This window comes from Ochrobactrum sp. SFR4 (genome assembly GCF_019730395.1).
Classification (GTDB): Bacteria; Pseudomonadota; Alphaproteobacteria; order Rhizobiales; family Rhizobiaceae; genus Pseudochrobactrum.
The window spans coordinates 182388-207429 of sequence record NZ_JAAPBB010000001.1; the positions used below are offsets into that span (position 1 = coordinate 182388).

Below are 25042 nucleotides of genomic sequence, written 5' to 3' on the forward strand. Positions count from 1 at the left end.
CTCTCCTCACCTTAAACCCAAAACCTGCTTGGCAAGGATCATGCGCTGAATTTCATTTGACCCGCCCCAGATCGTCAGCTTGCGCAAATTGAGCCATGCAGCAGCGGCACCGGCAGCCGCCGGATTTTCCGCATCCGCCTCACCATCAAGGAATACCTCGCTGTAAGGCAGCACCTGCGAACCGAAAATATCCAGCCGCAATTGTGCCAATGCCTGTGCAATTTCTGTACCGCGGATTTTGAGCTTCGAGGCTTCAGGGCCCGGATTTTCACCCGCTTCACTCTGCGACAGTAGTTTCAGCTCCATATGCTCCAGCGCCAGACGCTGAATTTCAAGCCGCGTCATACGATCCTGCAACAGCGGATCATTCGCTACACCAAGACGTGCGGCATCTTCTTTCAATTCACCGAGAATACGCTTGGAACGCGCAGCACCGGACATGGAAAAACGCTCATATTCGAGCAGATATTTGCCATAGCCCCAGCCTTCACCTTCAGTACCGATCAGGTTTTCAACCGGCACACGCACATCATTGAAGAACACCTCGTTAAACTCGGCCTCACCATCCAATGTACGGATCGGGCGGACTGTAATGCCGGGAGTGCGCATATCAATCAGCAAAAAGGAAATGCCCTGCTGCGGACGTTCGCCTTTATGCGTCCGTACCAGACAGAAAATCCAGTCTGCCCATTGCGCCCATGTCGTCCAGATTTTCTGACCATTGACCACATAATGATCACCATCCCGCACAGCGGAAGTTGTCAGCGAAGCCAGATCAGACCCTGCCCCCGGTTCGGAATAGCCCTGACACCAGAATGTCCGGTTCTCGCGAATGTCCGGCAGAAAGCGTGCCCGTTGTTCCTCATTCCCAAAGGAGTGAATAACAGGTCCTGCCATGGCAATGCCGAACTGACACGGATGCGGTGCACAGATCGCACCATATTCCTGCTCAAACAAATAACGTTGCACCGGCGTCAGACCGGCACCGCCCATCTCTTTGCTCCAACCGATTGCATACCAGTTGCGTGCTGACAGCACTTCCTGCCAGCCGGTCAGGTCTTCTTTGGTCAGGCGAATATTGTGCCGGACCTTATAGGCCAGCGCTTCCGGCAGATTAGCACGCAAATAAGCGCGTGCATCCGCCGCGAATGCGCGGTCGGCATCCGTAATCTGTAGTCCCATTCTTGTACTCCGTCCCTTAAATCACAAGGATAATCAGATAATTCCGGCGCTTGTCAGCGCACTGATCTGCGTCTCATCCATATCCAGAAATTCCCGCAGAATATCCGCACCGTCAGCGCCAAGCTCCGGTGCCTGCCGGATGTCACCGCGCTGCATGCCATCAAAATGCACCGGCTGTTCCGGCACCAGAAGTTTGCCCAGTTGCGGGTGTTCAACTTCATGCAGTAATTGGCGATGCTGCGCATGGGCGCTTTGTGCGGCCTCATCCACCGACCAGATTTTTGACACGGGCAAACCGGCTTTACCGAGCCTCTCCACCACTTCGGCAGCAGTGTAGTGCCGTGACCAGTCTTCAATCTCGGCCTGCAAAGCATCACGGTTCTGACTGCGCAACTGATCGGAGGCAAAGCGTGGATCATCTGCCAGATGCGGCTTGCCCAGCGCCTCTGCGAGACGAGCGAACAAAGCCTTGTTGGCTACCGCGAGAATGAAAGGCGCATCCGATGCAGCAAAAGCACCAAAAGGCGCAGACAACGGATGCTGATTGCCGAAGCGTGCAGGCCGGTTACCACTGCCCTGCCATCCGGCGAGAACCGTCGGCAGCAGGCTGAACAGCGCATCAAACATAGCCACATCAATCCGTGCGCCCTGTCCGGTGACCGAGCGACGGTAAAGTGCAGCTGAAATCGCCTGCGCGGCATAAATACCGGAAACAATATCTCCGATGGAGTCGCCAACCAGCGTCGGTGCACCGGCTGCCTCACCGGTCACGCTCATCATGCCGGACAGCGCCTGCGCCACCACATCATAACTCGGCATAGCGGCCATCGGCCCTTGCTGGCCAAAGCCGGAGACGGAGCAATAGACCAGATCAGGTTTTAGTGTCTGCAACTGTTCTGCACCAATGCCTAAACGGTCTGCCACCCCCGGGCGGAAATTTTCCAGCACCACATCAGCTTTCAGTGCCAATTCCTGCGCGATCTTCACAGCTTCCGGCTGGCGCAGGTCGAGTTTCAGGCTGCGTTTATTGCGGTTAAACAGCTGAAAATTGATGCTTTGATTATTACGCACCGCGCCCATATAGCGCTGATCGTCGCCCTGCGGCGGTTCAACCTTAATGATCTGCGCGCCCTGATCCGCCAGAATGGCAGAGCAAAACGGGCCTGCCAAAACGCGGGAAAAATCCAGCACCGTAATACCCGCAAAAGGCTTCTGCTGCTTCACCATTCCAATTCCTCCATACCGGAGATAAGAATAAGAAACCGCGCTATGCCTTGTGAAATAGTGATACGGCAATCAGGCTATAAAATTTACCGAATTATCCCGTGTAACTCAGCAGTGCAGCACCGCCTGTCAGTCCTGCGCCTGCCGCCGTCAGCAGGATCAGATCGCCTTTACGATAGGCACTCTGCCCCAGAGACAGGCTGAGCGGAATAGTCGCCGCCGATGAGTTGCCATAATCAGTAATCGTGCGGGCAGTTACCGCATTACTCAGTTGCAACTGCCCTGCCACCGCATCGAAAATCCGTACATTGGCCTGATGCGGCACAAAATGACCAATCGCAGCTGGTTCAACATCTGCCTGTTGAAAAACTATTTTGCCGCATTCGGCCATGGTCTTCACCGCTTGCGCAAACATGGAGCGGCCATCGCGCATAGTCATCAATGTTTCACCTGCCGGAATGCCGATCAAATCATAATGACTACCATCACTGGTGAGTGTGGAACTGACCAGACTGCAAAGCCCGCCTTGGGATGGTGCCAGAACAACGGCTCCGGCCGCATCACCAAACATCACGGCAGACGCCCGCTCCTGCCTGTTGATACGACGGGAGAGAATATTGGCCGCAACAATCAGCACGGCTTTTCCCTGCATACGCACCAATGCATCCCCCATCACCAGCGCATAGAGAAAACCGGAACAGGCACCGGCAAGATCGACAGCACCGGCACCTGACAGCCCTAATTTATGTGCCAACAATGGTGCAGAAGGCGGCAAAAGATGATCGGGCGTTGATGTCGCCAGCAGCACCATGCCGATTTCAGACTGAGCTATACCAGCATTTGCCAGCGCCATGCGTCCGGCTTCTGCTGCCAGATCCGTCAGTGTCTCACCATCCTCAACCCAATAACGGCTGCGGATACCGGTGCGGCGTTCAATCCAACCGCTCTCAAGCCCAAGCTCGGCTTCGATCTCTGCGCTGAAAACCTGACGCTTCGGCACGGCATGACCAAAACCGATGATGGAAGACGGATAAGAGCCGCTCATAATTTGCCGCTTTGCAACAGGTCTGCCGCCTCATCAATCAGCCGATAACTGCGCTGCAATTCCTGCTCGGTGACACAATAAGGCGGCATCAGATAGAGCACATTGCCAAGTGGCCGGAGCAGCATGTCATGCGCACGGAAAAACGCTTTCAGCCGCAAAGCCACATTCGAGAGATAACCGCTGCTTTGCGATTTAACATCCAGTGCTGTGATGGTTCCGCATTGCCGGACATTCTCAAAACGCGGGTCATTGTTGAAACGTAGCAACTCACGGCTCTGCATCACCTGCAAATTTTGTACGCGTTGCAGAACCGGCTCATCACGCCAGATTTGCAAATTAGCCAGACCAGCCGCACAGGCAATCGGGTTCGCCGTATAGGAGCTTGAATGATAGAAAGTGCGGCTGCGATCGGTTGAAAGATGCGCTTCAAATATTTCCGGCACACAAAGTGCCACCGCCAAAGGCAGTGCACCGCCGGTAATACCCTTAGAGAGGCACAAAATATCCGGTGTGATACCGGCCTGTTCACTCGCGAATAAAGTGCCGGTGCGTCCCCAGCCGGTCATCACTTCATCGCAGATCAGTAAGACACTATGCGCTTCAGCAATGGCTTTCAACTGCCGCAACACAAAAGCCGGATAGATTTTCATGCCGCCTGAGCCAAGCACCAGCGGTTCGACGATTAATGCAGCCAGTTGTCCGCCACGGCAGAGCTGTTCAAACGCATCCAGCGTTTGCTGTTCGCGCCCCTCGGCAGGAAACGGAATTGTCGCCACATCATAAAGCAGCGCACCATAGGCCGCATTGAACACGCCGCGCTCACCGGCAGACATGGTGCCGATTGTGTCCCCGTGATAACTACCGGCCATCACCGCAATTTTGGAGCGCGGCTCACCGCGATTATGGAAATAGCCCAGTGCCATTTTCAGTGCCACTTCCACGCAAGTCGAACCACTATCGGAATAGAACACATGCGACAGGCCATGCGGCGCAATGCGGATCAGTTCCCGTGCCAGCTGCTCCGCCGGTTCATGGCTGTATTCCGCAAAAATAATCTGGTCATATTGTTCCGTTGCTTCACGAATTGCCTGCATGATCTGTGGTGTACGATGACCATGGGTAATCACCCACCAGGACGAGATCAGATCCAGAATTTGACGCCCGTCCTCATCAATCAGATAGGCACCTTCCGTGCGGGTAATCTTTTTCGTAACAGGCTCCAGCAGATGCTGGGTAAACGGATGCCAGACCGGTGATGAAGAATAGTTCATCGGGCACCTCCGGTAAAATCATTCAGATTAAAATTCTCTGCAAATGCTTGCACCAATGTCTGCGGGTTCAGATCATCCATCACCGGCAGGCGACCAAGGCTGCGCACTTTGCCCAGTTCACAAATGATCCCTTCGCTGTCCTCATACGCATGGCCGATAAAGGCCACACCAAGCACCGGAATATTGCGACTGCGTAACGCTTCCAAAGACAGCAGACTATGATTGATCGTGCCGAGCTGCGTGCGTGCGCAGAGAATGAGTGGATGCTGCCAGCGGGTGAAAATATCGAGATAAGTCAGGCTGCGTGTCAGCGGCACCATCAGGCCACCTGCACCTTCCACCACCAGCGGCCGGTCGCAATGCGGGATATTCAATGCTATGGGTTCGATTTCCACCCCCTCCGTCTCAGCGGAAAGATGCGGTGAAGCAGGTAATTGCAAGCGCCACTGCTCCGGCAGCACAGGACAATCCGGCACTAATCGGCGCACGACCTCGCTATCCGTTTCGTCCTCCAGACCGGATTGCACCGGCTTCCAATAGCTGCCTTGCAGGGCTTGGGTCAGCGCTGCGCTGAAAATGGTTTTGCCGATACCGGTATCAGTACCGCTGACAATAAATACGGGACTATTCATAGGAATTTACAATCTGTTTCAGCACTTCAGCCATACGGGTGATCTGTGCCTCATCAACATTTAAGGTGATGGAAATACGCAGCCGCGCAGTACCGAAAGGCACTGTCGGCGGGCGAATGGCGCGAATATCAAAACCATGATTTTGCATAGCCTCAGCCATTGCAACGGCGCGTTCATTATCACCCACGATAAACGGAATGATTTGTGATCCGCTTGGCTGCAAATGTTGCTCAGCATGGCGAATAAGTGCGTGTAACTTCTCACGTCGCTGTGGTTCTGCAGCCAACATCTTCAGGCCGCCACGCACAATAGATGCCTGCAAAGGCGATGGCGCGGTCGAGAAAATAAAGCCCCGTGCCCGATTAACCAGCACATCAATCAAAGGTTTTGCCGCGCAGAGTAGCGCACCGGAAGCACCAAGTGCCTTGCCGCAGGTATGCAGGATCAGAACATTGTCCCGTCCTGCCAAATCCGCCGCCAAGCCCCGCCCGTCTGCGCCAAACACGCCGGTCGCATGTGCCTCGTCAATATAAAGAAAACACCCGTAACGATCTGCCAAAGCACTCAGCTCTGCGAGCGGAGCAAAATCACCATCCATAGAATAGAGGCTCTCAACCACCAGCCAGAGATTGCCGCTTTTCTCAATCGCACGAAACTGCCGGATGGCCGCTTCAAATGCCGCAATATCATTGTGCGGCACGTTTTTGGTCTTCGCTTTGCCTGCCTGTAACCCTGTATGAATACTGGCATGGATCAACGTATCATAAAGCACCAGATCACCCGCTTGGGGGAGCGTTGCAAACACTGCCTGATTGGCATCGAACCCGCTGGCGAAGTACAAAACTTGCGGTGCTTTGAAAAAAGCAGCCGCTTCCGCCTCCAGCGCTTCATGCTCATGATGATTGCCGCACAACAAACGCGAGCCACCGGAGCCAACCGGCACGCCACGCTCCAGCGCGTCACAGGCAATATTGCGCAAATAGTCCGAGCCAGCCAGCGCCAGATAATCATTGGATGAAAAATCTGCACCTTGCGCCACGTTGAGATTGCGCAACCGCCCCTTGCTTTCAAGCCGTTGCAATATTCCATTATAAGGCTGCATCAGCATGCGCAGCTTTCCTCGGCCACAGTTTCAGCCTGCATGCCCAGACGCTTCAGCAAATCCGCATCGCGGTCATCGCCGGCATTGGCGGCAGTGAGCAGAACATCGCCGATGAAAATCGAATTAGCACCAGCGAAGAAACACATCGCCTGCATTTCATCGCTCATATTGCTGCGTCCTGCGGTAAGCCGCACATGAGATGTCGGCATCATAATCCGTGCCAAGGCGATAATGCGGATGAAAGCAATGGAATCCACCGGCCTGGCATTAGCGAGTTTAGAACCTTCAATCGGGATCAGCATATTGATCGGTACGCTTTGCGGTACTTCTTCAAGATTGGCCAGCGTCACCAGCATATTGATGCGATCCTGCTCACTCTCCCCCATGCCGAGAATACCGCCGGAGCAGACATTTATACCGGCCATCCGCACATTATCCAGCGTATCCAGCCGGTCTGCGAAAGTACGGGTGGTGATAATCTGCGGGTAAAACTCCTCAGACGTATCAATATTATGGTTGTAGTAATCGAGCCCCGCGGCACCAAGACGCTGCGCCTGCGGCAGTGACAACATGCCAAGCGTCATGCAGGTTTCCATGCCCATAGCTTTGACGCCCTCAACCATCGCGACAACCATATCCATGTCGCGCTCTTTCGGACTGCGCCATGCCGCCCCCATGCAATAACGGGTGGCACCGGCAGCTTTTGCCTGCTGCGCTTCAGCCAGCACACGCTCGACTTCCATCAATTTGGACGCTTTAAGCCCTGTCGGATTATGCGCTGACTGGTTGCAGTAAAAACAATCCTCAGGACAGCCGCCGGTTTTGATGCTCAGCAATTTGCTCATCTGTAAACGGTTCGGGTCAAAATTCTGCCGGTGGATGACATGCGCCTGAAACATCAGATCATTAAACGGCAGATCATAGATGCGGCGTGCTTCTTCTGCTGTCCAGTGAGTTTGCTGAGCATTCTGATGAGAAACAGACTGAGACATGAAATATCCTTATAAAATGATACTCGCTATAAATTATAGATAATTTTACGAGATTCGGAATTTTCATTTCAGTTAAAGCGTCAATATTGATATGTCTACATAAAAAAATCTATAATTTTACCTCTCAATAAAATCAATATTGAATTTTATCTATAATTTTAACGTAATCTTCCCCTATCAAAACTTCGTCAGCCTCATGAATTCAGTGTCTTTTGCTGCAATTTTTGTATTATGCAGGCAGTTCAGATCAGAACCGTAAGAGAGATTTCATGGTGCCGGTACATTTCAAACGCCTTTCACTCGCCATTTTGGCGCTGGGCATATCTGTTGCTTTCAGCAGCCCGCTACAGGCAACTGTACCCGCCACCGGCACTGAGCACCTGAATAAAGCTTTGCAGGAATTTATTGTGCGTCTGGAAGAAACCAAACGCACCAAACTCCCGCCACGCCTCTCCAATACAGAAGACGCTAAAGCGCTTGAGGCATTGTGGAATGTTTCCGCGATCATCGGACAGGCGCCTTACAAAGCAAGTGACCTGCCGGTTCTGATGGATATTATTCAGCAACAGGCACAAGTGACAAAAGCATATGTGCTGTTCTCACCGGATCCGCAGAAGCAGGCGGATATCAAAAACAACAATATTGCCTTTCAGGATGAAATTACCCGTTCTTCCGCAGCGATGATCAGTTTTATTGCAGCGGCTCTGGAAGCTGCCTCTGACTATGCTGATACAGTCAAAAATGACAGCAACAGCAAGGCACAGACGGATACAATCCTGAAATTACGCCTTGGTCTTCAACAGGTTATCAACGGCTCCGCACTGATGTTGAGCAATCCTGAACTCAATGCGCATAATCAGGAAAGACTGGCGCAGGCACTGGCCGACAATGCCGCCGTCATTGCCAGCTCTATCTCCTTGCAAGACCGCAAAATGCTAAGCAATATTACAGAACGAGCCAAACCGGTTTTACGCGATACTGCACGCCAATCTGCGGACCGGTTCATCTCAGCGATGGCAAATAAAGACTGCACTGGTCTTTGTGCACTACACTGAAATTAAAAGGGAAGTAACTGATGAAGCCTCTCTGGCTGGAAAAATTCTGGAATTCCCTGTCGCTGATCGGGATGTTGCTCGGCACACTTTTCTTTGCAGCCTCGCTCACACCATCGCTGGTGCCGCGCCCGTTTCTGATACAGGGCGTGCTGTCAGGCGCCTGTTTCGCCATCGGTTACGGGATCGGTGTTTTTCTGTTCTGGCTATGGAACTATCTGGAGCTGCCGAAACCCAAAGGCCGGATTTCCACTATCATCAAGATTACTGCCATGGCCGTGACCATCATCACCGCGATGGTGTTTCTGTGGCATGCGGCAGACGGACAAAATTCCATCCGCAATCTGATGGGGCTGGAAAAGGTTGAAAGTGCACATCCGTTTAAAACCGGCCTGATTGCGCTGATCACTTTTGTTATTCTGATCGCCCTTGCCCGCCTGTTTCAGCTGATTTATCGCAGCTCCAGCCGCTGGCTCGACCGCTATATCCCGCCACGCCTGTCACGCTTTACCGGCTTTCTGGTTGCTGCCATTATTTTCAGCATGGCAATCAATGGTGTGCTGTTCCGCTTTGGCCTGCATGTGATGGATTCTTCCTACCGTCAATTTGACGCGCTGATGGAAGCGGAAGTCCCGCAACCGCAAGACCCGCTGAAAAGCGGCAGTGCTGCCTCGCTGGTAAAATGGGATGAGTTAGGGCGCATGGGACGCAGCTATGTCAGCTCCGGCCCTGATGCACAGCAGATCAGCAATTTCACCGGCCGTCCGGCGCAAAATCCGCTGCGCATCTATGTAGGTTTACGCTCCGCTGAAACCGCTAAAGAACGCGCCAAACTTGCGTTACAGGAGATGATCCGCGTCGGCGCATTTGACCGCTCTCTGCTGCTGGTGACCATTCCGACCGGCACCGGATGGGTCGATGAAATGGGCATTGATCCGGTGGAATATCTCCATGACGGTGATATTGCCAGTGTTGCCGTGCAATATTCCTACCTCGCCAGCTGGCTCTCGCTGCTCGTTGAGCCGGGCTATGGCAGCGAAACCGCAACGGCTCTGTTTGACGAGGTTTACGATTATTGGACAAAGCTGCCGAAAGACACACGTCCGAAACTCTATCTCTACGGTTTGAGCCTTGGCGCGATGAACTCGCAGCTTTCATCCGAGTTGTTTCAGGTGCTGGGCGATCCGTATCAGGGTGCTTTGTGGAGCGGCCCGCCATTCACCAGCCGTCTGTGGCGCTCTATTACCAATAACCGCAATGAAGGCACACCGGAATGGCTGCCGGAATTCCGCGATGGCTCCTATGCGCGCTTTACCAATCAGAATAATGCGCTGAAGCTGCCAAACAGCCATTGGGGACCAATGCGGATTGTCTATCTGCAATATGCCAGTGATCCGATTGTGTTCTTTGATCCGAAAGACTTCTACCGCGAGCCGGACTGGATGAAAGCACCGCGTGGCCCTGATGTGTCACCGCAGCTGAAATGGTATCCGGTAGTCAGTATGTTACAACTGGCTATTGACCTGATGCTGGCTACCACCACGCCGATCGGTCACGGTCATGTCTATGCACCCCAACATTATATTGATGCATGGGTAGAGGTGACCAATGTCAACTGGTCACAGACAGATATTGACCGGCTGAAAGAACATTTCATCGCCAAGCTGCCGAAACAATAATTACGATATGGCGGGTTCTGCCACGGCAAAGCCCGCCATAATTTTAACTATGCAGATTGCGGCCAAGCGCCGTAAAAGCGGCCTCCTGAAAAGCCTCGCCGCGTGTCGGATGCGCATGAATGGTTTGCGCCACATCCTCCAGCACAGTGCCCATTTCCAATGCCAGAGCGAAACCATTGACCAGCTCGGATACGTCATGGCCGACGGCCTGAATACCCAACACCAAATGATTATCTGCCCGCGCGACAACACGGACAAAACCCGTTTCATCCTGCTGGGTCATGGCACGGCCATTGGCCATAAACGGAAAACTTCCGGTGACAATTTCATAGCCCTGTAATTTTGCCTGATCCGGTAACAATCCGACGCTTACCACCTCAGGATCGGTGAAACAAACGGACGGTATCACGGGCTCATCCAGCGCTGCTTTATGTCCTGCCAGATGTTCTGCCAGCATTGCTCCCTGCGCCATTGCCCGATGCGCCAGCATCGGTTCGCCGGTCACATCGCCGACTGCCCAGACATTGAGCATCGAGGTCGCGCAATATTTGTCAATGCGGATGAAGGCACCATTCATCGCCAGATCAAGACTTTCCAGCCCGAAACCGCTGATATTTGGTCGCCGTCCGACTGCCACCAGAAATTTGTCAGCTGCCACAACAACCGGCGCGCTGTTTCCATGCTGGTGCACCAGCAAAGAGCCGCCGTCTGCGCTTAATCCCCGTGCTTCACTGCGCGTCATCACAGTAACGCCCAACGTCGTCAGCCGCTTGCGCACCGGCGTAGTCAGATCTGCATCCCAGAGCGGCAAAATGCGGTCAGCCGCTTCGATAATCGTCACCTGCGAGCCGAGTTTGGCAAAAGCGGTACTCAGTTCCATACCGATATAACCAGCACCGATCACAGCTAAACGTTTCGGCACCTGCTCCAGCGCCAGAGCATCTGTTGAGGAAATAACATTGCCACCGAAAGGCAAAGCCCCGATCTGCATCGGCAGAGATCCGGTTGCCAGAACCAGATGCTTGGTGCGGATACGGGTTGTACCGGCCTTGCCATGGACCACAACAGTTTTACCGTCAATGATCTCTGCAGTGCCCTTTAGCACAGTCACCTTGTGCTTTTTCAGCAGACCTTCAACACCACCGGTCAACCGCCGCACAATGGCACCTTTCCAGCTGAGCGTTTTGCCCCAATCCAGCGACACATCTCCAACACGCAAGCCCAGCGCAGAACCGGATTGCTGAGCAAGTGCATGATGATAGGCATCAGCCGCATGGATCAGTGCCTTGGAAGGGATACAGCCAATATTCAGACAAGTGCCGCCCAGCTGCTCCTTCTCAACCAATATCACCGGCAGTCCTAATTGTCCGGCACGGATGGCAGCGACATAACCGGCAGGTCCGCCACCAATAATCAGCACATGTGTTGCAATATCTTCCATCTCACACCTCAATGAAAAGTGTTGCGGGCACTTCAAGCAATTGCCTGATGCGGCGGATAAAAGCGGCGGCCTCATAACCATCGACCATCCGGTGATCGAAAGAGGATGACAGGTTCATCATTTTGCGCGGCACAAACTGGTTCTCCTGCCATTGAGGACGTATCGCGATGCGGTTCACACCGATAATCGCCACTTCCGGCTGGTTGATCACCGGCGTTGTCACCAGCCCGCCGAGATCACCGAGGCTGGTAACAGTAATGGTGGAGCCGGAGAGTTCTTCACGTTTTGCCACGCCTTCGCGCGCGGCAGCAGCAAGCCGTGTGATTTCTGCGGCCATTGCCCAGAGATCCATCGCTTCTGCATGATGCAGCACCGGCACCATTAAGCCGGATGGTGTTTGTGTTGCCATGCCGATATGGGCGGCCTGATGACGGGTCAGTACCTGCGCTTCCTCATCATAGAGCGCATTCATCTGCGGAAAATCCCGCAATGCCACAACCAGCGCACGGAGAATGAACGGCAATACCGTCAGTTTTCCGCGCCGCTCCGCATGGCTTGCATTGAGCGTACTGCGAAGAATTTCCAGATCGGTTACATCCACCTCTTCCACATAGGAAAAATGTGCCACCTCGCGGGAGGATTTGGCCATGCGCTCGGCTATTTTACGGCGTAGTCCGGTGATTTTGATCTGCTCTGTACCGTCGCGACGTTGATAGGCCGAACTCTGAGCACTGCCGCCGCTGGCCGTAAAATGATCAAGATCATCGCGGGTAATGCGCCCTGCCGGCCCGCTCCCCTTTACATGGGAGAGATCAATCCCCAGTTCCCGTGCCAATGCCCTGACCGCAGGTGATGCAAGCGGTTTGTCATGTGGGATGCTTGACGGAACGGACTGCACCTGCTGAACCGGCGTCAAAACCGGCATTTCCGGCACTATTTGTGCGGGAATCTGTCTTTCAGGCACGGCGGATGTCTGCACGGCCTGATGTGGCAATACATCATCGGCACCCGTGCCTTCCACCTCAATCTCAACCAGCATTGCACCAACAGCCATCACAGTTCCGGCCTCCGCACCGATCTGCAGGACTGTACCCGCCACAGGCGACGGCACCTCTACCGTTGCCTTATCGGTCATTACCGCAGCCAGCAACTGATCCTCTGCAATGACATCACCGGCTTTAACATGCCATTCAACAATTTCAGCCTCGGCAACACCTTCACCGATATCCGGCATTTTAATGATCTTTTTCACCATTTATGCCTCCATCACTTGCATGAGCGCCCGACCAACCCGTTCCGGCCCCGGAAAATAATCCCATTCATGGGCATGAGGATAAGGCGTGTCCCAGCCGGTCACACGCAGGATCGGCGCCTCCAGTTGATAGAAACAACGCTCCTGTACTTCTGCCGCCAGTTGTGTGCCGAAGCCGGACAGCCGCGTGGCTTCATGAACGATCACACAACGTCCGGTCTTGGCGACAGAAGCCGTAATCGTCTCAATATCCAGCGGCACCAGTGAGCGAAGATCAATCACCTCAGCATCAATGCCTGTCTCGGTGACAGCCGCTTCCGCCACATGCACCATAGTGCCATAGGCCAGCACTGTAACAGCGGAGCCTTTGCGCCGAATAGCTGCTTTACCGATCGGTACAGAGTAATAGCCTTCCGGCGTTTCACTCAAAACATGTTTTGACCACGGTACGACCGGCTGATCGTAATGTCCGTTGAACGGCCCGTTATAAAGCCGTTTCGGCTCCAGAAAGATCACCGGGTCATCATTCTCGATGGCCGAGATCAGCAGGCCCTTGGCATCATAAGGATTGGACGGGATAATGGTCTGTAACCCCGCCACATGGGTAAACAGTGCCTCAGGGCTCTGGCTATGGGTCTGCGCACCGAAAATACCGCCACCGCAGGGCATACGGATCACCATCGGCGCAGTATAATCACCGGCAGAACGAAACCGCAGACGGGCAGCCTCAGAGACAATCTGGTCATAGGCCGGATAGACATAATCAGCGAACTGGATTTCCGCCACAGGACGCAGGCCATAGGCGCCCATGCCGACCGCCACACCGACAATACCGGTTTCGGAAATCGGTGTGTCGAAACAGCGCGCCTCACCATATTTGCGTTGCAGCCCTTCTGTGCAGCGGAATACGCCGCCGAAAAAGCCGACATCCTGACCGAACACAACAACCTTATCATCGCGTTCCATCATCACATCCATCGCTTCGCGGATGGCCTCAATCATTGTGCGTCTTGGCAATACAGGTTTTGACATGATCAATACCCCATCTGCTGGCGCTGCTCGCGCAAATGCTGCGGCATGTCCTTATAGACATCTTCGAACATGGTTGCGGGGCTGGCTTTCGGCCCTTCATGCAAAGTACCGTATTTCAGAGCCTCGCGGGCGGCATCATTAATCTCCGCATCAATGCCCGCAAGTAGCTGCACATTGCGCTCCTCACTCCATTCACCTTTGCGGATCAGATGTTGTTTGAGCCGCTCCACCGGATCGCCCAGCGGCCAGTTCAGTTCCTCCTCTTTTGGCCGGTATTTGCTCGGGTCATCGGAGGTAGAATGGGGCGCCACGCGATAGGTCACCCATTCGATCAGCGTCGGCCCCAGATTGCGCCGTGCCCGTTCCGCAGCCCAGCTTGCCGCCGCATAGACTGCCAGATAATCATTACCATCCACCCGCAAAGACGGAATAGCAAAACCATGGGCACGTGAGGCAAAGCTGATATTCTCGCCACCTGCCACCGATTGCGGTGATGAAATCGCCCATTGATTATTAACGATATTGAGAACCACCGGCGGACGGTAGACCGAGGCAAAAACCAGCGCCGCGTGAAAGTCACTCTCGGCAGTGGAACCATCACCAATCCATCCGGCAGCGATTTTTGTATCACTGCGCATAGCAGAAGCCATGGCCCAGCCAACGGCTTGTACAAATTGCGTGCCGAGATTACCGGAGATCGAGAAAAATCCGGCCTCCGGTGCCGAATACATAACCGGCAATTGCCGCCCTTTGAGATGGTCTTTTTCGTTGGAAAGCACCTGACAAATCATATCTGTCAGCGGGAAGCCTTGTGCTATCAACAGCCCCTGCTGGCGATAGGTGGGGAAATTCATATCCCCTTTTTGCATCACCATCTGAAAAGCGCAGGCAATCGCTTCTTCACCGGTACATTGCATATAGAAAGAGGTTTGCCCCTGACGCTGCATGCGCATCATGCGCCGGTCATAGGCGCGGGTTTTGAGCATGGAACGCAGACCGTGGCGCAGTTGCTCGGCCGTCAGATCCGGCACCCACTCGCCTTTAGCCTCACCATTATCATCCAGCACCCGTACCAGATTATAGGCCAGATCATGCATATCATAAGGATCGGAATCAACCGGCGGGCGGCGCATTTCGCCCGCTCCTGCAAAACGTAAATGCGGATTAGGCGGCGGCACACTTTCTCCCCGCATCGTACGGGGCATATGTAATGAGAGTGGCGGATATGACATGACTGCATTTCTCCATTGGCTGGAACTGATACTGCATGCTGTTTCTGCCGTTCTCCCCCGAACGGCAGAATGTATTCCGTTTGTCCCCTTAACCTCTGTTATCTATATTTTCGGCCAAGGCCTTTGCTGCGGACGAAGCTGCTCATAGGCATGGGCAAGTTGCAACACCCCCAGATCATCAAAACGCGGACCGATAATCTGCAAACCGATCGGCAAACCTTTTTCCGTGTACCCGCAATTCACAGAGACAGCAGGTTGTTCCGACATATTCATGGCAACGGTAAAAGCGATATGCTCGAACGGGCGTTGCGGATCATTCAGCGGCGATGCCCATTCTGCCGGATAAGTCGGCATCGGTGATGTTGGCGAAATGATAAAATCATAAGAACTGATTGCCGCCAGAGCCGCATTGCGCATAGCCTCGATCTGCGCAAAGCCCTGATAGACCTGCGCACCGTTCAAATCCTTGCCGCCTTCTGCCCACTGATAAATATAAGGCAGGATTTTTGCCTGATTATCCGGTGTCATTTTAGAAATATCGCCCCATGAGCGCACACGCCAGAAATGATCCAACCCGTCAATCATCTCACGAGTGAGATAGCTTGGCACTTCCTCAACAATTGCACCGGCATCGGCAAAGGCTTTTGCTGCGGCTTCTACCGCCGCTTGGACCTCAGGTTCAACAGCAGAGCCAAAACCGGCATCCAGCCACAGACCAATACGCAGACCTTTGACATCGCGGCCCAGATTCATCCAGTCAATACGGCTGTAAGGCAGGCTCATCGGATCGCGGCGATCCGGCTTGGACAGAACCGACATATAGAGCGCAGCATCTGCAACTGTCCGTGTCATCGGCCCCGCAACGCGACCGATAAAAGGCGGATCAATCGGGATACGTCCAAAAGACGGTTTGAGCCCGACCACACCGCACCAACCGGCAGGCAGGCGAATAGAACCGCCAATATCTGTACCGATATGCAAAGGGCCGTAACCGGCAGCAGCTGCCGTTCCCGCCCCTGCACTGGAACCGCCGGGATTGGTGGCCAGATCCCACGGATTGCGTGCCAGCTCATGGAAACTCGACAAGCCGGACGACAACATGCCGAGATCAGGCATGGTCGTTTTACCCAAAATAATACCGCCGCTCTCACGGGAACGGGCAGCTGGCGGCGCATCTTTTGCAGCGGGGTTCAATGCTATTGCGGCGCAGCCGAGCGGCACTGGCAGACCTTTTGTGGCGATATTTTCTTTGATTGTCAGCGGCACGCCGTCAATCGGCCCGCGTTCTTCTTTCCGCCTCCAGCGACCTTCCGACAAGGTTGCCGCAGCCAGTGCCGCCTCCGGCTCAAAAGCCCACATCGCATGAAGCTGCGGCTCGCAGCGCTCAACCCGGTCGATCACGGATTCTGCCACTTCCACCGGCGACAGCGTACCCGCCTTATAACCGGCGACCATTTCCACAGCGCTTAAATCAGCAAGCTCGGACATATCTGCTCCCATTTCCCTGTCTGACGCAAACCTCTTAACGGGCTTTGATGGTCAGGCAGACATTCAGTTTTTCATTACAAAGTTTTCACCCGCATTTTACGGCGACCTGAAAACGGTTTTGGCACAGCATTCACCAGTGCTTGTGTGTATGGATGCTGCGGATTGTCAAAGACTTCATTGGTCGGCCCTTCCTCAACAATTCTGCCCAGATGGATCACTGCCACACGGTCTGTAATCACCCGCATCACGCCCAGATCGTGGCTGATAAACAAATAAGACAGTCCGAATTGCTCCTGTAAATCCATCATCAGGTTGAGCACCTGCGCCTGAATGGAAACATCCAGTGCCGAAACCGGCTCATCGGCAACAATCAGTTTTGGACGCGTGATCAGTGCGCGGGCAATCGCAATACGCTGGCGCTGTCCACCGGAAAATTCATGCGGATATTTATCCGCTGCAGATGCGGGCAGGCCAACCGCCTCCAGTACCTGACGGATACGCTCCTCGCGGCTTTCTGCCGTTGTGGCATCCTCCAGTGATACAACCGGCTCTGCCAGAATACGGCGCACAGAATGACGCGGATCGAGCGAACCGTAAGGATCCTGAAAAATCGCCTGAAACTCTTTGCGGGCGGCTTTCAGCTCTCCCCGTCCCAGACTGTAAATATCCTTACCATTGATGGTCACACTACCGGATTGCGGCTTTTCCAGCCCCATCACTGAACGTGCCAATGTGGATTTGCCGGAACCGGACTCGCCGACAATGCCGAGACTTTCACCCTGCTTCAGGCTGAGGCTGACACCATGCAGCACCCGCAAATTTTGCGGCTTGGAAAGCAAGGATTGTTTTGGCAGCGTATAATCACGCACCAGATCACGCACTTCCAGAAGAGCGGTCATACCATCACCTCATCTGTCAGCGGATGAAAACAGGCGACCCGATGTGTCACGTCGAGAAAATCCGTATTGCCTAATGGCGGGACAGTTGCACGGCAATCCGCCTGTACAAAACGACAGCGGTCAGCAAAGCCACATTGTGGCAAACGACTGAACGGATCGGGCACCACACCGGCAATCGTGGTCAGACGCTGGCGTTTATCCGTGTTTTCCGGCTTTGGCCGCATTGTCAGACTATGGGGAGAGGCTGCAAAAAGCCCGCGCGCATAGGGATGCGCCATGTGACGGAAAACATCCTGCGTATCGCCGGTTTCAACCACGCGTCCTGCATACATCACTGCAATGCGATCTGTCATTTCCGAGACTACACCGAGATCATGGGTAATCAGCAGCAGTGCTGTGCCGCTCTCGTCGATCAGCTCATCCAGCAGATCAAGAATTTGCGCCTGAACGGTCACGTCCAGTGCCGTGGTCGGCTCGTCAGCGATCAGCAATTCCGGCTCGCAGGCCAGTGCCATAGCAATCATCACGCGCTGGCGCTGACCGCCGGATAATTGGTGCGGATAAAGCTCCAGATCAAAACGCGGGGCAGCAAGACCGACGCGATCCAGCAAACGCCGTGCGGTTTTGTCAGCATCGGCGCGGTTTTCTCTCAGATGCAGGCGACGGCCTTCACTGATCTGCGCACCGATGGTTTTGATCGGGTTCAGTGCCGTCATCGGCTCCTGAAATATCATCGCCATCTGCCGGCCGCGCATAGTGCAATGGGCAGCCTCTGAAATCGTCGTCAGATCCTGCCCGTCAAAGCGCAAGGTTCCGCTTAAAGCCATACGATGCGGCAGTAAACCCATCACCGCCAATGCAGTGATTGATTTGCCTGAGCCGGATTCCCCGACAATGCCCAGACGTTCACCACGGTTCAGTGTCAGTGTGATGCCGGACAGGATTTCAGCTTGTCTGCCTCCGGCTTGCAAATGCACGCCCAAATCACGGATTTCGAGAAGCGGTGTAGTCATCTCTCTCTCCTGACACGCGGGTCGAGTATATCACGCAAACCATCCCCCAGCATATTCAGTCCGAGAACCGCAAAAGTAATGGCCAGCCCCGGAAAAATCGCCAGATGTGGTGCATCATAAATATAGGTCTGCGCATCATTGAGCATCTTGCCCCAGCTTGGCATCGGCGGCTGCGTACCAAGGCCGACATAGGACAAACCGGCTTCCGCAACGATCGCCAAGGCAAACTGAATGGTCGCCTGTACGATCAGCACGTGGCCGATATTCGGCAGAATGTGATCCAGCGTAATCGCCACATCACCACGCCCCGCACAGCGGGCTGCCAGCACATAATCGCGCTTCCACAGCCCCATCGATGCGCCACGGGTAATACGGGCGAAAACCGGAATGTTGAAAATACCAATAGCGATCATTGCATTAACCGCACCAGGGCCGAAAACGGCAGTGATAATCACGGCTGTCAGCAGTGCCGGAAAAGCAAAAGCCAGATCAGTCATGCGCATGACAAAACCGTCAATCATACCGCCCCGTGCAGCCGCATAGGCACCGAGCGGCACGCCAAGCCCCATACCAACCGCAACGGCAATTAAAGCCACTGACAAAGAGTTGCGCGCACCAACCATGACCATCGACAGCACATCACGGCCAAGCGCATCGGTGCCCAGCCAATGCTGCATCGACGGCCCCTGCAATTTGCGCAGGATATTCATGCCCGTGGGACTGTAAGGCGTCCAGACCAGTGACAGCACGGCCAGCCCGATCAGAAGGCCGGTAATGATTGTCCCGATCATCAGGCTTCGGCTCAGTCCGAAAGACAGCAAGACCATCCGGCTGCGACGGGAGAAATTCTCTGCCATGCTCATGCCCGCACTCCTGTCGACAGGCGCGGATCAAGAAAGCCATAGGCCATATCCACCAAGAAATTCACCGCAATCACACTGGCTGCCAGTAAAGTCACCAGCGACTGCACCGTGACCAAATCGCGCTGCGCAATTGACTGGAAAATCAGACGGCCAAGCCCCGGCAAATTGAACACGTTTTCTATAATGATCGTACCGGCCAGCAGGAATGAGAATTGCAGACCCAAGATCGTCACCACAGGGATCAGGGCATTGGGCGTCGCATGTTTCCACAAGGCTGCATTGCGGCTCAAACCTTTGGCGCGGGCTGTACGCACAAAATCTTCGCTCAGGGTTTCCAACACTGCGGAACGGGTAACGCGCGCCAGAATGGCAGCCAGCGGCAAGGCCAGCGCCACGGCTGGCAGGATCAGCGAGCGGGTGCCTGCCCACAGACCATTTTCCCAACCGGCAAAACCGGAAGCCGGAAACCAGCCAAGCGTAAGGGCGAAAAACAAGATCAGTAGCAAACCGAGCCAAAAATTCGGAATTGCCACACCGATCTGTGCAACGCCCATCCCCACCACATCGGTCGCACTGCCGCGCTTTGAAGCGGCGATCACACCAAGAGGAATAGCAATCACCACCGAGAGGATCATTGCCAGCACAGCAAGTGGCAAAGTCACCTGCAAGCGTGGCCCGATCAGTTCACTGATTGGCACAGAATAAGTATAGCTGGCGCCGAAATCACCAACCGGAAAGCCGGTAATCCAGTTGAAGTAACGGACAATCAGCGGGGCATCGAGACCGAGTTGTTTTTGCAAAGCCGCCAAAGTGTCCGGTTGCGCATTAATGCCGAGCATAATCGCGGCCGGATCACCCGGAAGCACCTGCATCAGCAAGAAAACGATGACTGAGGCCGCCAGCGTCGTCAGGATCAGAGAGATCAGACGCCCTGTAAAATAACGCAGCAAATGCGGCCTCCTTCAATCTTCATTTCAGCATCAACAGGGTCAGTCTGCCCAGTACACACTGGTCAGGTCATTGGCCGGAATGGTCTGATTTTTCCACATACCTTTGAGCTTCTTGTCCCAGACACCGATTTTCGGCAGGGCATAGAGAAACACATTCGGCTCGTCTTCAGCGAGTTTGCGCTGCAACTGGCCAAGCAATTCAAGCTGCTGCTTGTCGTCTGTCGCTTCTGCGAACTGCTTGTAGATCGCCTTATATTCAGGGCTGTTATAGTTGAAGTAGTATTTGTCCCGTGCATAGATATCGAGGTCGCGGGTTTCCACATGAGCGATGATCGTCGCGTCGAAATCGCTACGGGCGAAGACCTGATCCAGCCATTGCGCGAATTCAACCGGCACCAGCTTCACCTCAATGCCAACTTCTGCCAGCATTGCCGCAATCACCTCACCGCCACGACGTGCATAAGCAGGCGGCGGCAACATGATGGTGATCGATGTACCGGCAGCGACACCGGCTTCTGCCAGCAATGCTTTGGCCTTAGCCACATCATAAGGATAGGTATCGCTCAGATCGACATAGCCCGGTTCGGCAGGCGTGTAATGGGCACCGATGGTCTTGGCGAGACCAGTGGTGATCGCTTCCTGCACGACATTGCGATCGATGGCATGGGCAAGCGCACGGCGCACCCGCACATCATCAAATGGCTTGCGTGCGTTGTTAAGTGACATAATCACTTTGCCAGCTGTCGAGCCGATTTCAACGCTAAGACGTTCATCGCTTTGCAGGCGGCTGATCAGCTCCGGTGCCGGAAATTCAGGAAATGCATCGACGTCACCGGCCATAACCGCAGCGGCAGCCGCTGACGGATCACTGATAAAGCGGAAAGTCACAGCGGAGAGTTTCGCAGGCTCACCCCAGTAATCAGGATTGCGCTCGAACTCGATCCGGTCACCCTGCAGCCAGCGTTTGAATTTGAACGGCCCAGTGCCAACCGGATTGGTCTTGTTGGTGGCAATCGTATCCGGCGCCATCATCACCGCATCGCCCCAGCCCATCCCGAACAGGAAGGTGGAAGACGGACGCTTGAGTGTCACAACCGCGGTCGCCGGATCAGGACATTCGGTCTTTTCAATCGGCGCAAACAGTGCCTTTTGCGCATTGGTGGAATCCGGCGCTATGGCGCGATCATAGGTGAATTTCACCACGGAACAGTCGAATGCCGTGCCGTTATGAAATTTCACGCCCTGACGCAGCTTGAATGTATAGGTCAGATTATCCGGCGAAATCGTCCAGCTTTCTGCGAGGTTCGGCTTAACAGCGCCCTCTTCATCAATACGCACCAGACCTTCATAGAGATTATTATAGGTCAGCCGGCGGATAGAAGCCGCAGCATTTGCTGTCGGATCCATACCCGGAGGCTCCAGAACTTCGCCGATTGCCAATGTATCTTTTGCCAGCCCTGAACCGCTCGTAGCCACAACAGCAATCCCCGTCATTGCTGCCAGCATGAGCTGTCCGGTCAAATATTTATATCGCATTGCCTGTCCCCTTATTTATCACATCCTGATCATGCTCAGGAATTACCGGAATAGAGCTGGCCAACTTTAGAGCATTTTCAGCTTATCTTGAACCTTAGAAAATGCTCTATCTTTTTGTTTTTACGCATATCTTGTCCGAAGCCATCATTTCAGATTGAACGGCCGCCATCCACATCCAATGCAACCCCCGTGATCATACTGGCTGCCGGTGAGCACAGGAATGCAGCACTTTCTGCCAGATCTTCCGGTTTCAGCAAGCGGCCAAGCGGGATGGAAGCGCGGAATTTCTGTCGTATTTCTTCCGTATCCTCACCCATGAATGTCGTGAGCAACGGGGTTTCACCGGCAACCGGATTGAGCGCATTGACGCGGATATTCTCCGGTGCCAGCTCAATTGCCAGCGCCTTAGTGGCGGAAACAACCCAGCCCTTAGTGGCATTATACCATGTCAGATTAGGGCGCGGACGGGCAGCGCCCGTCGAAGCAATATTGAGAATAACGCCGCCGCCATTGTCTTTAAAATGCGGGATCAAAGCGCGGCTCATCAGATAAATACCGCGAATATTTACCCCGACAATGCGGTCAAATTCATCGGGCTGCACATTTTCCGCCGGTTGTGGTTTATGACCGATACCGGCATTGTTGATGAGAATATCAATCCGCCCGAACTGCATCTGCGCCTGACGTACCGCTTCCGCCACACCATTTTCCGATGCAATGTCCGCTTCAACCGCCAGTCCCTTGCCTCCAAGCTCTCCTGCCACGCGCTTTGCACCCGCAGCATCGCGATCAACGACGACCACATTTGCACCTTCGCGGGCAAATTTACGCGCCATAGCCTCACCAAAACCCGAACCTGCGCCGGTGATGATTGCGGTTTTATTCTCAAGCGAACCAGTCATTATGCGGTATTCTCCCATGCGATTTTCTGCAGATCAGCCGTGATAGACCGAAATGGTTTTCAGCGAAGCAAAGCCATAAAGCGCCTCAAAACCTTTCTCACGACCGTGGCCGGAGCGTTTCACCCCGCCGAAAGGCAGCTCAATACCGCCGCCTGCCCCGTAATTATTGATAAATACCTGTCCGGCCTGCACTGCATGCGCCATACGCAATTGCCGTGCACCGTCCTTTGTCCAGACACCGCAAACCAGCCCGTAAGGTGTGCTGTTGGCCAGAGCCACAGCTTCCTCTTCCGTATCGAACGGCATGATCACCTGCACGGGGCCGAATATTTCTTCCTGCGCCAGCCGGTGTTTCGGCGGCACATCACGCAGTAAAGTCGGGCGCACATAGGCGCCATTTTCCGGTGCATCAGCGCTCAGCTCGCCTTGCGCGGCAATCTGCAAACCGTCTTGTTCTGCCAGTTTCAGATAATCTTCGATAATGGCTTTCTGGCGGGCGGAAACAACCGGCCCCAGCGACAGATCAGCTTCCGCCGCGCCAACTTTAAGTGCACGATAGCGCTCACTCATACCGGCGATAACCTGTTCATAGACTTCGCGCTGTACCAGAATACGTGAGGATGCAGAACAGGTCTGCCCCGCATTCTGAATGCCTGCATTGACCAAAAACGGCAATGCACGCTCAATATCCGCATCAGCGAACACAATCTGCGGGGATTTACCGCCGAGTTCCAAAGTTACCGGCACAGCATTTTTAGCCGCTGCCGCCTGCACTGCCTCACCGGTACGCAAAGAACCGGTAAAAGAAACATGATTGATATCAGGATGCGAAGACAAAGCCGCTCCGGCTTCCGCCCCCAGTCCTGTCACCACATTCAGCGCACCGGTTGGCAATCCGGCCTCGTGGGCAATCCGCGCAAATTCGAGAATAGTCAGGCAGGCTTCTTCCGCGGGTTTAACCACCGCAGCATTGCCCATAGCCAGAGCCGCACCAAGGCTGCGGCCAAGGATCTGCATCGGATAATTCCACGGGATAATATGCCCCGTCACACCGTGCGGTTCATAGACCGAAAAAACCGTGAAGCCGTTCTGATAAGGCAGCGTATCTCCATGCACCTTATCTGCGGAAGCACCGTAAAATTCCAGATAACGCGCCAGCGCCAACACATCAGCGCGCGCCTGCGTTAAAGGTTTGCCGACATCACGCGCTTCCAGCACGGTCAGAAGATCAATCTCACGCAATACTGCTTCTGAGATTTTATGAAGAATACGGCCACGCTCGGTTGCGGTCAGCTTGCCCCATGCACCGGACAGAGCATTACGGGCAGAGGTTACTGCGAGATCAATATCGGCCTGCGTACCACAGGCGATCAATGCCAGATCACTACCATCCGACGGATTTTTCAGCGCCAAAACCTCACCCTGCACGGCGTCCTGCCACACACCATTGATGAAATTGCCGTAGCGCCACTGTCCGTTCTCTATCCCGTGTGCCATGTCATTCTCTCCCGCAGGATGTTTCCTGCTCATTTTTATTTTGTATCTGCTGAAGGCTGTCGATGGTCTTGCGGATATGTTGTCGTGCCAATTCCTCAGCCCCTGCACCGTCTTTGCGCGCAATCGCTTCAACGATCAGGGCATGTTCCTCAATGGCGTTTTTTGCCCGCTCTGCACTGAGCGCAAATGCTGGCGCAAAAACCTGCGAGGTCATGCGCAGCAAAGGCACAAAATTCTCCAGAGAGACATTACCGCCTGCTGCCATCACTGCCAGATGAAAATCCACATTGGATTGCGTATAGGCTTTTGAATCCCAAGGCTCGATAATCGAGCGCTGATGCATGATGAGTTTTTCAAGAGCGGCAATCGCTGCAGCATCGGCGCGTTCCGCAGCGAAACGCGCGGCAACACCATCGATCACCTCGCGCACGGCATAGGCATCAAGCAGATGCGGCAGATCAACGCTTGCCACACGCACACCGCGACCAGGGAGATGAACGATCAGACCATCGCGCTCGAGCATCCGTAATGCTTCGCGCAGCGGCGTGCGGCTGATACCGAATTCGGCGGCAATATGCTCCTGCCGCAAAATGGTGCCCGGCGCATATTGACCCGCATAGATGCTCTCACGAAGTGCTTGCGCAACTTCGTCCAGCAGCCTCGTTTGGCTGCTCCATTTATAGCTGGACAAGCCTGTGTTCCCTTATATTTTTTACTATGATTATCCAGGATACAAAATTGATCAAGCCAAAAAATCT

Annotated in this window: 22 protein-coding genes; 2 read left to right on the forward strand and 20 right to left on the reverse strand. The window is 54.2% G+C overall.

The window, feature by feature from the left end; translation table 11 throughout:
- Nucleotides 1-6 precede the first annotated feature (6 nt).
- The 7 genes from HBA93_RS00765 to bioB all read right to left on the reverse strand — a co-directional run bounded on the left by HBA93_RS00765 (nucleotide 7) and on the right by bioB (nucleotide 7448).
- A complete protein-coding gene (locus HBA93_RS00765; protein WP_221721992.1) occupies nucleotides 7-1182 on the reverse strand; it encodes an acyl-CoA dehydrogenase family protein in 1176 nt (391 codons plus the stop codon).
- Between the two features lie 33 nt (nucleotides 1183-1215).
- On the reverse strand, nucleotides 1216-2409 hold the full coding sequence (locus HBA93_RS00770; RefSeq protein WP_221721993.1) for a CaiB/BaiF CoA transferase family protein: 1194 nt from the start codon (nucleotides 2407-2409) through the stop codon (nucleotides 1216-1218).
- A gap of 91 nt (nucleotides 2410-2500) precedes the next feature.
- Entirely contained in the window at nucleotides 2501-3451 is a 951-nt protein-coding gene (locus HBA93_RS00775; RefSeq protein ID WP_221721994.1) for a beta-ketoacyl-ACP synthase III, read from the reverse strand.
- Nucleotides 3448-4722, reverse strand: coding sequence for an adenosylmethionine--8-amino-7-oxononanoate transaminase (locus tag HBA93_RS00780; RefSeq protein WP_221721995.1), 1275 nt, complete (start codon nucleotides 4720-4722; stop codon nucleotides 3448-3450). The genes HBA93_RS00775 and HBA93_RS00780 overlap by 4 nt, the downstream gene beginning before the upstream one ends.
- Nucleotides 4719-5354, reverse strand: coding sequence for a dethiobiotin synthase (bioD, locus tag HBA93_RS00785; protein ID WP_221721996.1), 636 nt, complete (start codon nucleotides 5352-5354; stop codon nucleotides 4719-4721). The genes HBA93_RS00780 and bioD overlap by 4 nt, the downstream gene beginning before the upstream one ends.
- Entirely contained in the window at nucleotides 5347-6462 is a 1116-nt protein-coding gene (locus HBA93_RS00790; protein ID WP_221721997.1) for an 8-amino-7-oxononanoate synthase, read from the reverse strand. The genes bioD and HBA93_RS00790 overlap by 8 nt, the downstream gene beginning before the upstream one ends.
- Nucleotides 6456-7448, reverse strand: coding sequence for a biotin synthase BioB (gene bioB, locus HBA93_RS00795; RefSeq protein ID WP_221721998.1), 993 nt, complete (start codon nucleotides 7446-7448; stop codon nucleotides 6456-6458). The genes HBA93_RS00790 and bioB overlap by 7 nt, the downstream gene beginning before the upstream one ends.
- Nucleotides 7449-7717: 269 nt before the next feature.
- On the opposite strand from bioB, the gene HBA93_RS00800 reads away from it, so the two are divergent.
- Nucleotides 7718-8503: a hypothetical protein gene (locus tag HBA93_RS00800; protein ID WP_122092371.1), complete on the forward strand. Its 786-nt coding sequence runs from the start codon at nucleotides 7718-7720 to the stop codon at nucleotides 8501-8503.
- A gap of 20 nt (nucleotides 8504-8523) precedes the next feature.
- Complete coding sequence (locus HBA93_RS00805) at nucleotides 8524-10179, forward strand: alpha/beta hydrolase (RefSeq protein WP_221721999.1); 1656 nt, start codon at nucleotides 8524-8526, stop codon at nucleotides 10177-10179.
- A 43-nt stretch (nucleotides 10180-10222) separates the two neighbouring features.
- On the opposite strand, the gene lpdA is transcribed toward HBA93_RS00805, so the two are convergent.
- The 13 genes from lpdA to HBA93_RS00870 form a co-directional block, all read right to left on the reverse strand.
- On the reverse strand, nucleotides 10223-11620 hold the full coding sequence (gene lpdA, locus HBA93_RS00810; RefSeq protein WP_221722000.1) for a dihydrolipoyl dehydrogenase: 1398 nt from the start codon (nucleotides 11618-11620) through the stop codon (nucleotides 10223-10225).
- A gap of 1 nt (nucleotide 11621) precedes the next feature.
- Nucleotides 11622-12875, reverse strand: a complete 1254-nt coding sequence (locus HBA93_RS00815) for a dihydrolipoamide acetyltransferase family protein (protein WP_221722001.1) — start codon at nucleotides 12873-12875, stop codon at nucleotides 11622-11624.
- Nucleotides 12876-13889 (reverse strand): alpha-ketoacid dehydrogenase subunit beta, encoded by a 1014-nt coding sequence (locus HBA93_RS00820; protein WP_075654752.1) that lies wholly within the window; start codon nucleotides 13887-13889, stop codon nucleotides 12876-12878.
- Nucleotides 13890-13906: 17 nt separating this feature from the next.
- On the reverse strand, nucleotides 13907-15136 hold the full coding sequence (locus HBA93_RS00825; protein ID WP_122092376.1) for a thiamine pyrophosphate-dependent dehydrogenase E1 component subunit alpha: 1230 nt from the start codon (nucleotides 15134-15136) through the stop codon (nucleotides 13907-13909).
- Between the two features lie 102 nt (nucleotides 15137-15238).
- Entirely contained in the window at nucleotides 15239-16624 is a 1386-nt protein-coding gene (locus HBA93_RS00830; protein ID WP_221722002.1) for an amidase, read from the reverse strand.
- Nucleotides 16625-16698: 74 nt separating this feature from the next.
- Nucleotides 16699-17523, reverse strand: a complete 825-nt coding sequence (locus tag HBA93_RS00835) for an ATP-binding cassette domain-containing protein (RefSeq protein ID WP_221722003.1) — start codon at nucleotides 17521-17523, stop codon at nucleotides 16699-16701.
- Nucleotides 17520-18536 carry an ABC transporter ATP-binding protein gene (locus tag HBA93_RS00840; RefSeq protein ID WP_221722004.1) on the reverse strand — a complete coding sequence of 339 codons (1017 nt, stop codon included), beginning with the start codon at nucleotides 18534-18536 and terminating at the stop codon, nucleotides 17520-17522. Before HBA93_RS00840 ends, HBA93_RS00835 begins: the two co-directional genes overlap by 4 nt.
- Nucleotides 18533-19393, reverse strand: coding sequence for an ABC transporter permease (locus HBA93_RS00845; protein WP_502910008.1), 861 nt, complete (start codon nucleotides 19391-19393; stop codon nucleotides 18533-18535). The genes HBA93_RS00840 and HBA93_RS00845 overlap by 4 nt, the downstream gene beginning before the upstream one ends.
- Nucleotides 19394-19395: 2 nt before the next feature.
- A complete protein-coding gene (locus tag HBA93_RS00850) occupies nucleotides 19396-20349 on the reverse strand; it encodes an ABC transporter permease (protein ID WP_221722006.1) in 954 nt (317 codons plus the stop codon).
- Nucleotides 20350-20388: 39 nt separating this feature from the next.
- A complete protein-coding gene (locus tag HBA93_RS00855) occupies nucleotides 20389-21855 on the reverse strand; it encodes an ABC transporter substrate-binding protein (RefSeq protein WP_221722181.1) in 1467 nt (488 codons plus the stop codon).
- Between the two features lie 179 nt (nucleotides 21856-22034).
- Complete coding sequence (locus tag HBA93_RS00860) at nucleotides 22035-22787, reverse strand: glucose 1-dehydrogenase (RefSeq protein WP_213596397.1); 753 nt, start codon at nucleotides 22785-22787, stop codon at nucleotides 22035-22037.
- 33 nt (nucleotides 22788-22820) lie between these two features.
- Nucleotides 22821-24284: an aldehyde dehydrogenase family protein gene (locus tag HBA93_RS00865; RefSeq protein ID WP_286201684.1), complete on the reverse strand. Its 1464-nt coding sequence runs from the start codon at nucleotides 24282-24284 to the stop codon at nucleotides 22821-22823.
- Between the two features lies 1 nt (nucleotide 24285).
- Nucleotides 24286-24975: a GntR family transcriptional regulator gene (locus HBA93_RS00870; RefSeq protein ID WP_221722008.1), complete on the reverse strand. Its 690-nt coding sequence runs from the start codon at nucleotides 24973-24975 to the stop codon at nucleotides 24286-24288.
- Nucleotides 24976-25042 lie beyond the last annotated feature (67 nt).

Bases quoted from the DNA above. Each gene is read 5' to 3' on its own strand.
- HBA93_RS00805 (WP_221721999.1), top strand. From the start codon at position 8,524: ATGAAGCCTCTCTGGCTGGAAAAATTCTGGAATTCCCTGTCGCTGATC.
- HBA93_RS00845 (WP_502910008.1), bottom strand. From the start codon at position 19,393: ATGGCAGAGAATTTCTCCCGTCGCAGCCGGATGGTCTTGCTGTCTTTC.
- bioB (WP_221721998.1), bottom strand. From the start codon at position 7,448: ATGTCTCAGTCTGTTTCTCATCAGAATGCTCAGCAAACTCACTGGACA.
- HBA93_RS00860 (WP_213596397.1), bottom strand. From the start codon at position 22,787: ATGACTGGTTCGCTTGAGAATAAAACCGCAATCATCACCGGCGCAGGT.
- HBA93_RS00815 (WP_221722001.1), bottom strand. From the start codon at position 12,875: ATGGTGAAAAAGATCATTAAAATGCCGGATATCGGTGAAGGTGTTGCC.
- lpdA (WP_221722000.1), bottom strand. From the start codon at position 11,620: ATGGAAGATATTGCAACACATGTGCTGATTATTGGTGGCGGACCTGCC.
- HBA93_RS00770 (WP_221721993.1), bottom strand. From the start codon at position 2,409: ATGGTGAAGCAGCAGAAGCCTTTTGCGGGTATTACGGTGCTGGATTTT.
- HBA93_RS00855 (WP_221722181.1), bottom strand. From the start codon at position 21,855: ATGCTGGCAGCAATGACGGGGATTGCTGTTGTGGCTACGAGCGGTTCA.
- bioD (WP_221721996.1), bottom strand. From the start codon at position 5,354: ATGAATAGTCCCGTATTTATTGTCAGCGGTACTGATACCGGTATCGGC.
- HBA93_RS00800 (WP_122092371.1), top strand. From the start codon at position 7,718: ATGGTGCCGGTACATTTCAAACGCCTTTCACTCGCCATTTTGGCGCTG.
- HBA93_RS00825 (WP_122092376.1), bottom strand. From the start codon at position 15,136: ATGTCATATCCGCCACTCTCATTACATATGCCCCGTACGATGCGGGGA.
- HBA93_RS00840 (WP_221722004.1), bottom strand. From the start codon at position 18,536: ATGACTACACCGCTTCTCGAAATCCGTGATTTGGGCGTGCATTTGCAA.
- HBA93_RS00830 (WP_221722002.1), bottom strand. From the start codon at position 16,624: ATGTCCGAGCTTGCTGATTTAAGCGCTGTGGAAATGGTCGCCGGTTAT.
- HBA93_RS00775 (WP_221721994.1), bottom strand. From the start codon at position 3,451: ATGAGCGGCTCTTATCCGTCTTCCATCATCGGTTTTGGTCATGCCGTG.
- HBA93_RS00780 (WP_221721995.1), bottom strand. From the start codon at position 4,722: ATGAACTATTCTTCATCACCGGTCTGGCATCCGTTTACCCAGCATCTG.
- HBA93_RS00835 (WP_221722003.1), bottom strand. From the start codon at position 17,523: ATGACCGCTCTTCTGGAAGTGCGTGATCTGGTGCGTGATTATACGCTG.
- HBA93_RS00765 (WP_221721992.1), bottom strand. From the start codon at position 1,182: ATGGGACTACAGATTACGGATGCCGACCGCGCATTCGCGGCGGATGCA.
- HBA93_RS00790 (WP_221721997.1), bottom strand. From the start codon at position 6,462: ATGCTGATGCAGCCTTATAATGGAATATTGCAACGGCTTGAAAGCAAG.
- HBA93_RS00865 (WP_286201684.1), bottom strand. From the start codon at position 24,284: ATGGCACACGGGATAGAGAACGGACAGTGGCGCTACGGCAATTTCATC.